General features: G+C 68.2%; 14 protein-coding genes. 11 read left to right on the top strand and 3 right to left on the bottom strand.

Annotated elements, in window-relative coordinates:
* The first annotated feature begins 5 nt into the window (after positions 1–5).
* The 5 genes from ccoS (at position 6) to VV867_RS05335 (ending at position 4,230) form a co-directional block, all read left to right on the top strand.
* The gene (ccoS, locus tag VV867_RS05355; protein WP_109931977.1) at positions 6–233 is read left to right on the top strand and encodes a cbb3-type cytochrome oxidase assembly protein CcoS; all 228 of its coding nucleotides are present in this window, start codon (positions 6–8) and stop codon (positions 231–233) included.
* On the top strand, positions 226–918 hold the full coding sequence (locus VV867_RS05350) for a sulfite exporter TauE/SafE family protein (RefSeq protein WP_109931975.1): 693 nt from the start codon (positions 226–228) through the stop codon (positions 916–918). Before ccoS ends, VV867_RS05350 begins: the two co-directional genes overlap by 8 nt.
* Positions 919–1,307: 389 nt before the next feature.
* Positions 1,308–2,690 carry an oxygen-independent coproporphyrinogen III oxidase gene (gene hemN / locus VV867_RS05345; protein ID WP_275629890.1) on the top strand — a complete coding sequence of 461 codons (1,383 nt, stop codon included), beginning with the start codon at positions 1,308–1,310 and terminating at the stop codon, positions 2,688–2,690.
* A gap of 158 nt (positions 2,691–2,848) precedes the next feature.
* Positions 2,849–3,583 (top strand): transcriptional regulator Anr, encoded by a 735-nt coding sequence (gene anr, locus VV867_RS05340; protein WP_109931971.1) that lies wholly within the window; start codon positions 2,849–2,851, stop codon positions 3,581–3,583.
* Positions 3,584–3,681: 98 nt separating this feature from the next.
* Entirely contained in the window at positions 3,682–4,230 is a 549-nt protein-coding gene (locus VV867_RS05335) for an adenine phosphoribosyltransferase (RefSeq protein ID WP_328565804.1), read from the top strand.
* Positions 4,231–4,520: 290 nt separating this feature from the next.
* Here VV867_RS05335 and VV867_RS05330 read toward each other — a convergent pair whose 3' ends face one another.
* A complete protein-coding gene (locus VV867_RS05330) occupies positions 4,521–4,982 on the bottom strand; it encodes an Lrp/AsnC family transcriptional regulator (protein WP_109931967.1) in 462 nt (153 codons plus the stop codon).
* Between the two features lie 273 nt (positions 4,983–5,255).
* Here VV867_RS05330 and VV867_RS05325 point away from each other — a divergent pair, with 273 nt between their 5' ends.
* The 4 genes from VV867_RS05325 to lpdA are packed head-to-tail and all read left to right on the top strand — an operon-like array spanning position 5,256 to position 10,233.
* On the top strand, positions 5,256–6,488 hold the full coding sequence (locus tag VV867_RS05325; RefSeq protein ID WP_109931965.1) for a 3-methyl-2-oxobutanoate dehydrogenase (2-methylpropanoyl-transferring) subunit alpha: 1,233 nt from the start codon (positions 5,256–5,258) through the stop codon (positions 6,486–6,488).
* Positions 6,485–7,537 (top strand): alpha-ketoacid dehydrogenase subunit beta, encoded by a 1,053-nt coding sequence (locus tag VV867_RS05320; protein ID WP_109931963.1) that lies wholly within the window; start codon positions 6,485–6,487, stop codon positions 7,535–7,537. The genes VV867_RS05325 and VV867_RS05320 overlap by 4 nt, the downstream gene beginning before the upstream one ends.
* Positions 7,538–8,821 (top strand): dihydrolipoamide acetyltransferase family protein, encoded by a 1,284-nt coding sequence (locus tag VV867_RS05315; RefSeq protein ID WP_328565803.1) that lies wholly within the window; start codon positions 7,538–7,540, stop codon positions 8,819–8,821. It begins immediately after the preceding gene.
* A gap of 5 nt (positions 8,822–8,826) precedes the next feature.
* Entirely contained in the window at positions 8,827–10,233 is a 1,407-nt protein-coding gene (gene lpdA / locus VV867_RS05310; protein WP_109931959.1) for a dihydrolipoyl dehydrogenase, read from the top strand.
* Positions 10,234–10,369: 136 nt separating this feature from the next.
* Here lpdA and VV867_RS05305 read toward each other — a convergent pair whose 3' ends face one another.
* Together VV867_RS05305 and VV867_RS05300 are read right to left on the bottom strand one after the other, a co-directional pair.
* The gene (locus tag VV867_RS05305; protein WP_328565802.1) at positions 10,370–10,672 is read right to left on the bottom strand and encodes a helix-turn-helix domain-containing protein; all 303 of its coding nucleotides are present in this window, start codon (positions 10,670–10,672) and stop codon (positions 10,370–10,372) included.
* On the bottom strand, positions 10,656–11,039 hold the full coding sequence (locus VV867_RS05300; RefSeq protein WP_328565801.1) for a type II toxin-antitoxin system RelE/ParE family toxin: 384 nt from the start codon (positions 11,037–11,039) through the stop codon (positions 10,656–10,658). The genes VV867_RS05305 and VV867_RS05300 overlap by 17 nt, the downstream gene beginning before the upstream one ends.
* 621 nt (positions 11,040–11,660) lie before the next feature.
* Between VV867_RS05300 and VV867_RS05295 the strand changes: the two genes are divergently transcribed.
* Together VV867_RS05295 and VV867_RS05290 are read left to right on the top strand one after the other, a co-directional pair.
* Entirely contained in the window at positions 11,661–13,430 is a 1,770-nt protein-coding gene (locus tag VV867_RS05295) for an FAD-dependent oxidoreductase (protein ID WP_328565800.1), read from the top strand.
* Complete coding sequence (locus tag VV867_RS05290; protein WP_328565799.1) at positions 13,397–14,236, top strand: aldo/keto reductase; 840 nt, start codon at positions 13,397–13,399, stop codon at positions 14,234–14,236. The genes VV867_RS05295 and VV867_RS05290 overlap by 34 nt, the downstream gene beginning before the upstream one ends.
* Positions 14,237–14,268: the final 32 nt, after the last annotated feature.

The raw sequence follows: 14,268 nt of genomic DNA, 5'->3' as shown, positions 1-14,268 counted from the left end.
TCGATATGCCCGCTCTCTACGTGATGATCCCGGTGGCGCTGATCATCGTCGCCATCGCCGTCTGGATCTTTTTCTGGGCGGTGAACAGCGGCCAGTACGACGACATGGACGGTCCGGCCCACAGCATCCTGTTCGACGACGAGGACCCCAGGCACCAGGCCGGCATCGACGAGGCCGAAGGCACCAGGGACGCGCAGGGCGAAGCCCGGGACAAGGATTCGCGCGATGCTTGACCTGGCGCCCATGCTGGCGTCCGCGCTGATCCTCGGCCTGCTCGGCGGCGGCCACTGCCTGGGCATGTGCGGCGGCCTGATGGGCGCGCTGACCCTGGCCATTCCCCCCGAGCAGCGCGGGCGCCGCCTGCAACTGCTGCTGGCCTACAACCTCGGGCGCATCCTCAGCTACGCCGCCGCCGGCCTGCTGCTGGGCCTGGCCGGCTGGGCGATCGCCAGCACGCCCTTCGCCTCGGCGCTGCGCGTGGTCGCCGGCCTGCTGCTCATCGCCATGGGCCTGTACCTGGCCGGCTGGTGGAGCGGCCTGACGCGTATCGAAGCCCTGGGCCGCGGCCTGTGGAAGTACATCCAGCCCTTCGCCAGCCGCCTGCTGCCGGTGGCCAGCGTGCCTCGCGCGCTGCTGCTCGGCGCGCTCTGGGGCTGGCTGCCCTGCGGCCTGGTCTACAGCACCCTGCTATGGACCAGCAGCCAGGGCTCGGCGCTGGAGAGCGCGCTGCTGATGCTCGCCTTCGGCCTGGGCACCTGGCCGGTGCTGCTGGCCACCGGGCTCGCCGCCGAGCGGATCACGGCGCTGCTGCGCAAACGCAGCGTGCGCATGGCCGGCGGCCTGCTGGTGATCCTCTTCGGCCTGTGGACCCTACCCGGCCCGCACCAGGCCTGGCTGATGGGCCATGCGATGCACTGAAGCCCCCCGCTTTTCGTAGGAGCGAGCTTGCTCGCGAACAGGCTTCAGCCTGGTGCCCGGACCGAAGAGCGCCCTCTCCCTAACCCTCTCCCTGAAGGGAGAGGGGACCGTTGGGCAGGGTTTGATGTTATGACGTTAGCCGGCTAGCACAGTGGCTGCCGGCGGAAACCATTACCTTTCTCGGCACAGACTGGCCCCCTCTCCCTTCAGGGAGAGGGCTGGGGAGAGGGTTACGGACTCCACCGCAACTCCAAAGCCAACCCCAACACCACTGCAAGCCCCCCCCTCCAACGAGGTACCCCCTGCGACCGCTTGATGCAGGTCAAGAGGCTTTTCCCACAGTCTCCCTAGACTGCGCCGAAAAGCTCGCCTGATTCGGGGACTGCGGCATGCTCGACGATATCCGCTGGGACACAGATCTGATCCGTCGCTACGATCTGTCCGGCCCGCGCTATACCTCCTATCCCACCGCCGTGCAGTTCCACGAAGGCGTGGGCCCCTTCGACATGCTGCATGCCCTGCGCAACAGCCAGAAGGCCGACCGGCCGCTGTCGCTGTACGTGCACATCCCGTTCTGCGCCAACATCTGCTACTACTGCGCCTGCAACAAGGTCATCACCAAGGACCGTGGGCGCAGCGCGCCCTACCTCGCGCGGCTGATCCACGAGATCGAGATCGTCAGCCGCCACCTGGGCAAGGACCAGTGCGTGGAACAGCTGCACTTCGGCGGCGGCACCCCCACCTTCCTCAGCCCCGGCCAGTTGCGCGAACTCATGGGCCAGCTGCGCGAGCACCTGAACCTGGTGGAAGACGACTCCGGCGACTACGGCATCGAGATCGACCCGCGCGAGGCCGACTGGTCCACCATGGGCCTGCTCCGCGAGCTGGGCTTCAATCGCGTCAGCGTCGGCGTGCAGGACTTCGACCTGGAAGTGCAGCAGGCGGTGAACCGCCTGCAGAGCTTCGATGAGACCCGCGCCATCATGGACGCGGCGCGCACCCTGCAGTACCGCTCGATCAACATCGACCTGATCTACGGCCTGCCCAAGCAGAACCCCGACAGCTTCGCCCGCACCGTCGAGCAGGTCATCGGCCTGCAGCCCAACCGCCTCTCGGTGTTCAACTACGCGCACCTGCCCGAGCGCTTCATGCCGCAGCGGCGCATCAACGCCCAGGACCTGCCCTCCCCCGCGCAGAAACTGGACATGCTCCAGCGCACCATCGAACAGCTCAGCGCCGCCGGCTACCGCTACATCGGCATGGACCACTTCGCCCTGCCCGACGACGAACTGGCCAGCGCCCAGGAGGACGGCACCCTGCAGCGCAACTTCCAGGGCTACACCACCCACGGCCATTGCGACCTGGTGGGCCTGGGCGTGTCGGCGATCAGCCAGATCGGCGACCTCTACTGCCAGAACAGCACCGACATCAACACCTACCAGAACTGCCTCGACAACGGCCAGCTGGCCACCCGCCGCGGCCTCTACTGCAGCGCCGACGACCGCGTGCGGCGCGCGGTGATCCAGCAGTTGATCTGCCACTTCCAGCTGGACTTCGAGGACATCGAGGAACGCTTCAACATCGAATTCCACGGCTACTTCGCCGACATCTGGAACGAGCTGGAGCGCTTCGCCCGTGACGGCCTCATCGAACTGAACCCCCGCGGCATCGACGTCACCGCCGCCGGCCGGCTGCTGGTGCGCAGCCTGTGCATGCTCTTCGACCACTACCTGCCGCACCAGAACCTGCAGCGGTTCTCGCGGGTTATCTGAAGGAAACAACCTAGCGAATAAGTACGAATCTGGCCTTTTTTACATAAGGTTTCGGAATAAACACCGGAAAATTCCGAAATCCCCCCGGTATGCTGGCAGCCGCCCCCTCGGGTGCGTTACCCTTGCGGTTCTTGTGCCTTTCCACCCAAGGATTCCCCATGGCCGAAACCATCAAGGTGCGCGCCCTGCCCCAAGCGCATTGCAAGGACTGCAGCCTGGCGCCCCTGTGTCTGCCCCTGTCGCTGAACAACGACGACATGGACGCCCTCGACGAAATCGTCAAGCGCGGCCGGCCACTGAAGAAGGGCGAGTTCCTGTTCCGCCAGGGCGACGCCTTCGGTTCGGTGTTCGCGGTGCGCTCCGGTGCGCTGAAGACCTTCAGCATCACCGACGGCGGCGAGGAGCAGATCACCGGCTTCCACCTGCCCAGCGAGCTGGTCGGCCTGTCCGGCATGGACACCGAGGCCTACCCGGTGTCGGCCCAGGCCCTGGAGACCACCTCGGTGTGCGAGATCCCCTTCGAGCGCCTGGACGAGCTGTCCGAGCAACTGCCGCAGCTGCGCCGCCAGCTGATGCGGGTGATGAGCCGGGAAATCCGCGACGACCAGCAGATGATGATGCTGCTGTCGAAAAAGACCGCAGACGAGCGCATCGCCACCTTCCTGGTCAACCTCTCGGCGCGCTTCCGCGCCCGCGGCTTCTCCGCCCAGCAGTTCCGCCTGGCGATGTCGCGCAACGAGATCGGCAACTACCTGGGCCTGGCGGTGGAAACCGTGTCACGGGTGTTCACCCGCTTCCAGCAGAACGGCCTGATCGCCGCCGAAGGCAAGGAAGTGCGCATCATCGACTCCATCGAGCTGTGCGCCCTCGCCGGCGGCCAGATGGAAAGCTGAAGGCACGACCCTCCGGTCATCGCGTAAAACGGGCTCGCCTTGTGGCGGGCCCGTTATACTTTGGAGCTTCGAAAGCAGTCTCCAGGTGCCCTGCCAGCATGATCCTCAACCAGCTCGACCTGAAATCCGTGATCCGCGCGGTCCCCGACTTCCCCAAGGCGGGCGTGGTGTTCCGCGACATCACCCCGCTGTTCCAGTCGCCGCGCGCGCTGCGCTTCGTCGCCGACAGCTTCATCCAGCGCTACGTCGAAGCGGATTTCAGCCACATCGGCGCCATGGACGCGCGCGGCTTCCTGATCGGCTCGATCATCGCCTACGAACTGAACAAGCCGCTGGTGCTGTTCCGCAAGCAGGGCAAGCTGCCGGCCGACGTGCTGGCCCAGGCCTACCAGACCGAGTACGGCGAAGCCCTGCTGGAAGTGCACGCCGACAGCCTGTGCGAAGGCGACAGCGTGCTGATCTTCGACGACCTGATCGCCACTGGCGGCACCCTGCTGGCCGCGGCCCAGCTGGTACGGCGCATGGGCGCCAAGGTCCTCGAGGCCGCCTCCATCATCGACCTGCCGGAACTCGGCGGCTCGGCCAAGCTGGCCGATGCCGGCATCCCCACCTACAGCCTCACCGCCTTCGCCCTCGACGAGCAGTAAGGCCATTCCCCACAGCCGTGCGCCCCCCGAAACCGTAGGGCGCATAACCGTTCGCGGTTATCCGCCGCTGGCGCGCGCCATACCGATCCCGTAGGAGCGGACCTTGTCCGCGATAACCGGAACCACCGGCGCGCTTCGCGGATGAGATCCGCTCCTACGCTGCCCACCCACGCCATTCCCCCGCGCGAATCGCGGGCAGGGCCCGCTCCTACAGGTTGGCTCGTAACGCTCACGATGGCATATGCGCCGGCCCTGCCGGCGCAATCGCGGATAAATCCGCTCCTACCCCCTCAAATCGGCGGCGCCGCCCGCTTGAGCACCGACTTCAGCGCGAACGCCGACTTGATCCCGGCCACCCCGGGTATCTGCGTCAGGGTGGTGGTGAGGAAGGCCTGGTAGGCCGCCAGGTCCTTGACCACCACGCGCAGCATGTAGTCGGCGTCGCCGGTCATCTGGAAGCAGCTCATCACCTGCGGGGCCTGGACGATGTTTTCCTCGAACCGCGCCAGGTAGTCGCCGGTCTGTTTTTCCAGGGTCACCGAAACGAACACGCTCATGGCCCCGGACAGGCGCTCCTCGTCCAGCCGCGCGAAGTAGCCCTGGATGTACTGCTCCTCCTCCAGGCGCCGCACCCGGCGCAGCGTCGGCGTCAGCGACAGGCCGATCTTCTGCGCCAGGTCGCGCCAGCTCAGGCGGCCGTCGTCGGCCAGGGCGCGGAGGATCTTGAGGTCGGTGCGGTCGATGTCGGCCATGGCGCTCACTTCTACGGAGAAGGGTTTTTGTAGTTCAAAGACACTAAATCTTCTGTCTCAAGCTAGTCAAATTGGAGCAAAAAACCAGCCGGTCACACCTATACTGAAATCACAAGAACAACGAACGAGGACCTCACCATGAGTGATGTCAGCACCCGCCGCGCTACCGCGCGCGGCACCCGCACCGTCGCCCAACCAGGCCAGCCGCACCCGCCGGGCACGGCGTCTTCCGTCTGCTGATCCCCTACCCCCGATCACAACTGGAGACCCACCATGACCGACTACGCCCCCCTCCGCCTGCACGTCCCCGAGCCCACCGGGCGCCCGGGCTGCAAGACCGATTTCTCCTACCTGCACCTGTCCCCCGCCGGGGAAGTGCGCAAGCCCGCCGTCGACGTCGAACCGGCGCAGACCGCCGACCTGGCGTACAGCCTGGTGCGCGTGCTCGACGACCAGGGCAACGCCCTCGGCCCCTGGGACCCGCAGCTCAGCCACGAACAGCTGCTGCGCGGCCTGCGGCTGATGCTCAAGACGCGCATCTTCGACGCCCGCATGCTCACCGCGCAGCGCCAGAAGAAGATGTCCTTCTACATGCAGTGCCTGGGCGAGGAAGCCATCGCCACCGCCCACACCATGGCCCTGCGCGATGGCGACATGTGCTTCCCCACCTATCGCCAGCAGGGCATCCTGATCACCCGCGACTACCCGCTCAAGGACATGATCTGCCAGCTGCTCTCCAACGAGCAGGACCCGCTCAAGGGCCGCCAGCTGCCGATCATGTACTCCAGCCGCGAGAAGGGCTTCTTCTCCATCTCCGGCAACCTCGCCACCCAGTTCATCCAGGCGGTGGGCTGGGGCATGGCCTCGGCGATCAAGGGCGATACCAAGATCGCCTCGGCCTGGATCGGCGACGGCGCCACCGCCGAGTCGGACTTCCACACCGCGCTGACCTTCGCCCACGTCTACCGCGCCCCGGTGATCCTCAACGTGGTCAACAACCAGTGGGCGATCTCCACCTTCCAGGCCATCGCCGGCGGCGAAGGCACCACCTTCGCCAACCGCGGCGTGGGTTGCGGCATCGCCTCGCTGCGGGTGGACGGCAACGACTTCCTGGCCGTCTACGCCGCCTCGCAGTGGGCCGCCGAGCGCGCCCGCCGCGGCCATGGGCCGAGCCTGATCGAGTGGGTCACCTACCGCGCCGGCCCGCACTCCACCTCGGACGACCCGTCCAAGTACCGCCCGGCCGACGACTGGACCAACTTCCCCCTCGGCGACCCCATCGGCCGCCTGAAGCAGCACCTGCTCGCCCTGGGCATCTGGTCCGACGAGCAGCACGAGGCGCTGCACAAGGAACTGGAAGCCGAAGTGATAGCCGCGCAGAAGGAAGCCGAACGCCACGGTTCGCTGGTGGATGGCCACGTGTTCAGCGCCGCCAACCTGTTCGACGACGTCTACAAGGACCTGCCGGAACACCTGCGCCGGCAGCGCCAGGAGCTCGGGGTATGAACGCCATGAATCCGCAACACGGGAACGCCCAGGCGGTCACCAGCATGACCATGATCCAGGCGCTGCGCTCGGCGATGGACGTGATGCTCGAACGCGACGACAACGTCGTGGTGTTCGGCCAGGACGTGGGCTACTTCGGCGGAGTGTTCCGCTGCACCGAAGGCCTGCAGAAGAAGTACGGCACCTCGCGGGTGTTCGACGCGCCGATCTCCGAGAGCGGTATCATCGGCGCCGCCGTGGGCATGTGCGCCTATGGCCTGCGCCCGGTGGTGGAAATCCAGTTCGCCGACTACGTCTACCCGGCCACCGACCAGTTGGTGTCCGAGGCCGCGCGCATCCGCTACCGCTCGGTGGGCGACTTCGTCGTGCCCATGGTGGTGCGCATGCCCTGCGGCGGCGGCATCTACGGCGGGCAGACGCACAGCCAGAGCCCGGAGGCGATGTTCACCCAGGTCTGCGGCCTGCGCACGGTGATGCCGTCCAACCCCTACGACGCCAAGGGCCTGCTGATCGCCTGCATCGAGAACGACGACCCGGTGATCTTCCTGGAGCCCAAGCGCCTGTACAACGGCCCCTTCGACGGCCATCACGACCGCCCGGTGACGCCCTGGTCCAAGCACCCGCAGAGCCAGGTGCCCGAAGGCTACTACCGCGTGCCGCTGGACAAGGCGGCCATCGCCCGCGCCGGCTCCGAGCTGACCGTGCTCACCTACGGCACCACCGTCTACGTGGCGCAGACCGCCGCCGAGGAGACCGGCATCGACGCCGAGATCATCGACCTGCGCAGCCTCTGGCCGCTGGACCTGGACACCATAGTCGAATCGGTGAAAAAGACCGGCCGCTGCGTCATCGTCCACGAGGCCACCCGCACCTGCGGCTACGGCGCCGAACTGATGTCGCTGGTGCAGGAAAACTGCTTCCACCACCTGGAAGCCCCCATCGCCCGCGTGACCGGCTGGGACACCCCCTACCCGCACGCCCAGGAATGGGACTACTTCCCCGGCCCGGCCCGCGTCGGCGCCGCCTTCAAGCGTGCCATGGAGGTCTGAATGGGCATTCACGTGATCAAGATGCCGGACATCGGGGAAGGCATCGCCGAAGTGGAACTGGTGGAATGGCACATCAAGGTCGGCGACGAGGTCCACGAGGACCAGGTGCTGGCCGAAGTGATGACCGACAAGGCCACCGTGGAAATCCCCTCGCCGGTTTCCGGCCGCATCCTCGCCCTGGGCGGCGAGCCCGGCCAGGTCATGGCCGTGGGCGGCGAACTGGTGCGCCTGGAAGTGGAAGGCGCCGGCAACCACCGCGAAGCCGCGGCCAGGCCGCACGAAAGCACAGCGGCGCCCAGCGCCGAGGCCCAGCCCGAGCCGGCCCCGCAGGCGCAGAAAGAAGCCCCCCGAGCCGAAGCGAAGCCGGCCCCCGCGCCGCGCCCCGCTGCCGCCGCGCCGGCCCCGCGCCGCGCCCCCGGCGAGAAACCGCTGGCCTCCCCGGCGGTGCGCCAGCGCGCCCGCGACCTGGGCGTGGAGCTGCAGTTCGTGCAGGGCAGCGGCCCGGCCGGGCGCATCCTGCATGACGACCTCGACCAGTACCTGGCCCACGGCGGGGCGGTGGTCGCCTCCGGCTACGCCGCGCGCCACGACGAGCAGCAGATCCAGGTCATCGGCCTGCGCCGCAAGATCGCCCAGAAGATGGCCGAGGCCAAGCGGCGCATCCCGCACTTCAGCTACGTCGAGGAAATCGACGTCACCGACCTGGAAGCGCTGCGCGTACACCTCAACGCCAAGTACGCCGCCAGCCGCGGCAAGCTCACCCTGCTGCCCTTCATCGCCCGCGCCATGGTGGTGGCCCTGCGCGAGTTCCCGCAGCTCAACGCCCGCTACGACGACGAGGCCGAGGTCATCACCCGCTACGGCGCGGTGCACCTGGGCGTGGCCACCCAGAGCGACAGCGGCCTGATGGTGCCGGTGCTGCGCAACGCCGAATCCCGCGACCTCTGGGGCAACGCCGCGGAAGTGGCGCGCCTGGCCGAGGCCGCGCGCCACGGCAAGGCCAGCCGCGAGGAACTCTCCGGCTCGACCATCACCCTGAGCAGCCTCGGCGCCCTGGGCGGCATCGTCAGCACGCCGGTGATCAACCACCCGGAAGTGGCCATCGTCGGCGTCAACCGCATGGTCGAGCGGCCCATGGTGGTCAACGGCCAGATCGTGGTGCGCAAGATGATGAACCTGTCCTCCTCCTTCGACCACCGGGTGGTCGACGGCATGGACGCGGCAGCCTTCATCCAGGCCGTGCGCGCCCTGCTCGAACACCCCGCCACCCTGTTCCTGGAGTGACCGCCGTGAAGCACAACCAGACCCTGGAAACCACCCTGCTGGTCATCGGCGGCGGCCCCGGCGGCTACGTCGCCGCCATCCGCGCCGGGCAGTTGGGCATCCGCACCCTGCTGGTGGAAGGCGCGACCCTGGGTGGCACCTGCCTGAACATCGGCTGCATCCCCTCCAAGGCGCTGATCCACGCCGCCGAGGAATACCTGAAAGCCCGCGAGTTCGCCGGCAAGTCCGCGCTGGGCATCAGCGTGCAGGCGCCGGCCATCGACATCCAGCGCACCGTGGAATGGAAGGACGGCATCGTCGACCGCCTCACCACCGGCGTCGCCGCCCTGCTGAAGAAGCATGGCGTGAGCGTGGTGCACGGCTGGGCGCAGATCGTCGACGGCAAGACCGTGGAAGTCGCCCTGGCCGACGGCGGCACCCAGCGCATCCACACCGAGCACCTGCTGCTGGCGGCCGGTTCGCGCTCGGTGGAACTGCCCTTCCTGCCGGTCGGCGGCAAGGTCATCTCCTCCACCGAAGCCCTGGCGCCCAAGGCCCTGCCCCGGCGCCTGGCGGTGATCGGCGGCGGCTACATCGGCCTGGAACTGGGCACCGCCTACCGCAAGCTGGGCGTGGACGTGACGGTGGTGGAAGCGCAGCCGCGCATCCTGCCGGGCTACGACGAGGAACTGACCAAGCCGGTGGCGGCAGCCCTGCGCAAGCTCGGCGTGGAGACGTACCTGAACCACAGCGTGATGGGCCTGGAACCCGACGGCAAGGGCCTGCGCCTGCGCGACGGCCAGGGCCAGCAGCGGGTGATCGAGGCCGACCAGGTGCTGGTCGCCGTCGGCCGCCGGCCCAACACCGAAGGCTGGAACCTGGAGAGCCTGCACCTGGACATGGACGGCCGCGCGCTCAGGATCGACGAGCAGTGCCGTACCTCGATGCGCAACGTCTGGGCCATCGGCGACATCGCCGGCGAGCCCATGCTGGCGCACCGCGCCATGGCCCAGGGCGAGATGGTCGCCGAACTCATCGCCGGCAAGCGCCGCGCCTTCACCCCCGCGGCCATCCCGGCGGTGTGCTTCACCGACCCGGAAGTGGTGGTGGTCGGCCTCTCGCCGGACCAGGCCAGGGCCGCCGGGCACGAGGTGCTGACGGCGAACTTCCCGTTCGCCGCCAACGGCCGCGCCATGACCCTGGAAGCCCACGACGGCTTCGTCCGCGTGGTGGCCCGCGCGGACAACCACCTCATCCTCGGCTGGCAGGCGGTGGGCAAGGCGGTCTCGGAGCTATCCACGGCCTTCGTCCAGTCCATCGAGATGGGCGCCTGCCTGGAAGACATCGCCGGCACCATCCACGCCCACCCGACCCTCGGCGAAGCGGTGCAGGAAGCCGCCCTGCGCGCCCTGGGGCATGCGTTGCATATCTGAGCCCAGGGTCACGACACCCTCCCCCGCGGACGCCCAACGGCCCTCTCCCTTCGGGGAGAGGGGGCTTGTCCGTGCAGCGGAGAAGTCTGATGTTAGCTGGTAACGCCGCTCGACCGGGGACGCCCAAATGCCTTTATCAGAGAATCGCCTGCAAACCCTTGTCGGCAATGACATTGAGCAGTTTGAGCGCAGGCCCCGTTGGATGGGTTTCGCCTTGCTCCCACTTGCGCACGGTCGAAGCAGTGGTGTGCAGGTGGAGCGCGAACACCGGCTGGCTGAATTTCAGCCCTTCGCGAAGGCGTTTGATGTCGGCAGCACTGAACTCCCGTACCGGCGGCGGGCAGATCGTGTCGAACTCGCGCATCGTCACCTTGCCGATCGCTCCCGCTTCATGGAGCACAGCCAGGTCGTCACGCAGGGATTCAATGAGCTTGCTCACAATGTACCTCCAATAGCACGCCAGCCTGCAACGCCTTCGCCAAGGCATCCTCGGACAGTTCCAGGAACACCTTGCCGGCGAATTGCAGCGCCTTCTTCTCGTCCTGCGTGATATTCGCCTTGTCGCTCTTGGAGAACCCATGCAGGAATACGTAACAGTCACCGACTCGAGCCGCCACCAGGGTGCGGTAACCGCCACTCTTGCCACCGCCGGGCCGCGCCACTCGTTTCTTGTAGAGATGGCCATCCAGATCCGCGTCGATCAGACCGCTTTGCATCTCCTCGACTGCCCTGCACAAGGCGGCATCAGGTAACTTCTCGTTCGCTTGCCACCGCGCGAAGTCCTTCCGCTTGAGGATGCGCGTCATCCCGGCCTCCAAACCATACCCGTAACGGGCATACTTTTCTACGTATCTCCGAGGGGAAGGCGCCTCCAACCCGACGGCCGTAACGACGGCACGGCAACCGCCGTGAGGGACGAACCCTAGCGAGAGCAACTCAGGGACAACAATCCGAAGTGGCTTAGGCTTTCGCCCGAGCTTTCAGAGAACTCAGGGAACATCTGTAGGAGCGAGCTTGCTCGCGAACAGCGGTGCCAAGCCTTGCTCCGGAGTGGAGCCGAAGTCCGTAACCCTCTCCCCAGCCCTCTCCCTGAAGGGAGAGGGGGCTTGTCCGTGCCACGGCGCAGTTTGGTGTCAGTTGGTGACGCCGCCGTTTCCGGCTGACTCCAGAACACCCAACCCTGCCCAACGGTTCCCTCTCCCTTCTGGGCGGGGCGCGCAGCCGAGGGTTAGGGAGAGGGGCGAGGCCCAGCCCACCACCATGCCTTGCATGGAAATAATCAGCCCCGCGCCCCGATGAATGATGGGTATCGTTTCGCCCCCCGGCCGATTATCGACCAGTAGTTGCGCCCGGCAGCTTGCCTTCACTCCACACCAAATCAGATTATGGAACCAGGTTCCAAAAATAATTCCCGTGGAGTACCACCCATGTCCCCTGCCCCGAACCTCCCACCCACCGACTGCGACCTCCTGGTGGTCGGCTCCGGCGCCGCCGGCCTGGCCGCCGCGGTCACTGCCGCCTGGCATGGCCAGAAGGTCATCCTGGTGGAGAAGGAAGCGGTGTTCGGCGGCGCCACCGCCTGGTCCGGCGGCTGGGCCTGGGTGCCGCGCAACCCGCTGGCGCGCCGCGCCGGCATCGTCGAGGACATCGAGCAGCCGCGCACCTACCTGCGCAACGAGCTGGGCGAGCACTACGACGCCGCGCGGGTGGACGCCTTCCTCGAAGCCGCGCCGCACATGGTGGCCTTCTTCGAGCAGCACACCCGCCTGCAGTTCGCCGACGGCAACGGCATCCCCGACATGCATGGCGACACCCCCGGCGCCGCCACCGGCGGGCACCAGGTGATAGCCGCGCCCTACGACGCCCGCGAGGTCGGCGACCTGCTGCCGCGCCTGCGCAGGACAATGCGCGAAACGTCCTTCCTCGGCATGCCGATCATGGCCGGCGCCGACCTGGCTGCCTTCCTCAACATGACCCGCTCGCCCCGCGCCTTCGTCCACGTGGCCAGGCGCGTGCTCACCCACTTCTACCACCTGGCCCGCTACGGCCGCGCCATGCACCTGGTCAACGGCGTGGCCCTGGTGGCGCGCCTGGCCAGGTCGGCCGAGGACCTGGGCGTGCGCATGATGGAGTCCTGCCCGGCCAAGCGCCTGCTGCTGGAGGATGGCGCCGTGCGCGGCGCGGTGGTGCAGACGCCGCGCGGCGAACTGGAAATCCGCGCCAAGGCGGTGGTGCTGGCGGCCGGCGGCTTCCCCAACGACGCCGAGCGCCGCCGCCAGCTGTTCCCCCGCGACGCCAGCGGCCACGACAACCTCGCCCTGCCGCCCGGCGCCTGCTCCGGCGACGGCCTGCGCCTGGGCGAAACCGCCGGCGGCAGCGTCGAGACGAACCTGCGCTCGCCGGTGGCCTGGGCCCCGGTGTCGAAGGTGGCGCACCGCGACGGCAGCGTCGGCCACTTCCCGCACATCATCGAGCGCGGCAAGCCTGGCATCATCGGCGTGCTGGCCAACGGCAGGCGCTTCGTCAACGAGGCCCACGGCTACTACGACTACGTCAGCGCGATGATCGCCGCCCTGCCGGAAGACCAGGAGGCCTGCTCCTGGCTGGTCTGCGACCACCGCTTCCTGCGCCGCTACGGCCTGGGCTACGTGCGCCCGGCGCCGCTACCCATCGGCGCGCACCTGCGCAGCGGCTACCTCAGGCGCGGCGCGACCATCGAGCAACTGGCGCGGGTCTGCGGCATCGACCCGCAAGGCCTGGCCGCCACCGTCGCCGAGTACAACCGCCACGCCCGCAACGGCGAGGACCCGGTCTTCGGCCGCGGCAGCACGGCCTTCAACCGCAAGCAGGGCGATGCGGCCAACCCCGGCCCCAACCCGTGCGTCGCCCCCATCGAGCACGGCCCCTTCTACGCGGTCAAAGTGCAACCCGGCTGCTTCGGCACCTTCGCCGGGCTGAAGACCGACGGCCAGGCCCGCGTGCTCGGCGCCGACGGCGAGCCCATCCCCGGCCTGTACGCCGCCGGCACCGACATGGCCAGCGTGTTCGGCGGCCACTACCCCTCCGGCGGCATCAACCTCGGCCCGGCGTTGACCTTCGGCTACGTCGCCGGCCGCCATGCCGCCGGCGCCCACGACTACGAACCCCAAGCAGGAGCCACCCCATGCAAGCACGCATCCGCAACCGCCACGGCCTGAACATGCCCAGGCTCGGCCTGGGCACCTGGCCGATGACCGGCGCCGAGTGCACCGCCGCCGTGCACCAGGCCCTGGAGCTGGGCTACCGGCACATCGACACGGCAGCCGGCTACAACAACGAGGATGCTGTCGGCCAGGCACTGGCCGACAGCGCCGTGCCCCGCGAGGACGTCCACGTCACCAGCAAGGTCTGGTGGGACCGCCTGGCTCCGGCCGACCTCGCCCAGTCCCTGGACGACAGCCTGCGCGCGCTGCGCAGCGACTACCTGGACCTGTTCATGATCCACTGGCCGGGCCGCAACGGCAGCCTGGCCGGCAACGACCTCAAGCGCAGCGTCGAGGCCCTGGTGGCCGCCCGCGACAGCGGCAAGGCGCGCGCCATCGGCGTGGCCAACTTCCCCCTGGCGCTGCTGCGCGAGACCGTGGAAACCCTGGGCGCGCCGCTGGCGGCCATCCAGGTGGAGTACCACCTGATGCTCGACCAGCAGCCACTGCTGGACTACGCCCGCGCCCACGACATGGCCCTCACCGCCTACACCCCGCTGGGCCGCGGGCGCATGCTGGAAGAGCCGGCGATCCAGGCCATCGCCCGGCGCCACGGCGTGCTGCCCAGCCAGGTGGCCCTGGCCTGGCTGCTGGAGCAGGACGGCGTGGCCGCCATTCCCAAGGCCGCCAGCCTGGCCAACCAGCGTTCCAACCTCGCCGCCCTCGACCTGCGCCTGGACGACGCCGACCGCGCGCAGATCGCCGCCCTGCCGAAGAACGTCCGTCTGGTCAGCCCGGAATTTGCCCCGCAATGGGACTGACCGTTCGCTGATCGCACACTTCCGCCCACCCC

This window comes from Pseudomonas sp. JH-2, from assembly GCF_036231725.1.
GTDB lineage: Bacteria > Pseudomonadota > Gammaproteobacteria > Pseudomonadales > Pseudomonadaceae > Pseudomonas > Pseudomonas delhiensis.
The sequence above is the reverse complement of the archived record's forward strand: the minus strand, read 5'-3'. Positions and strand labels throughout refer to the sequence as shown.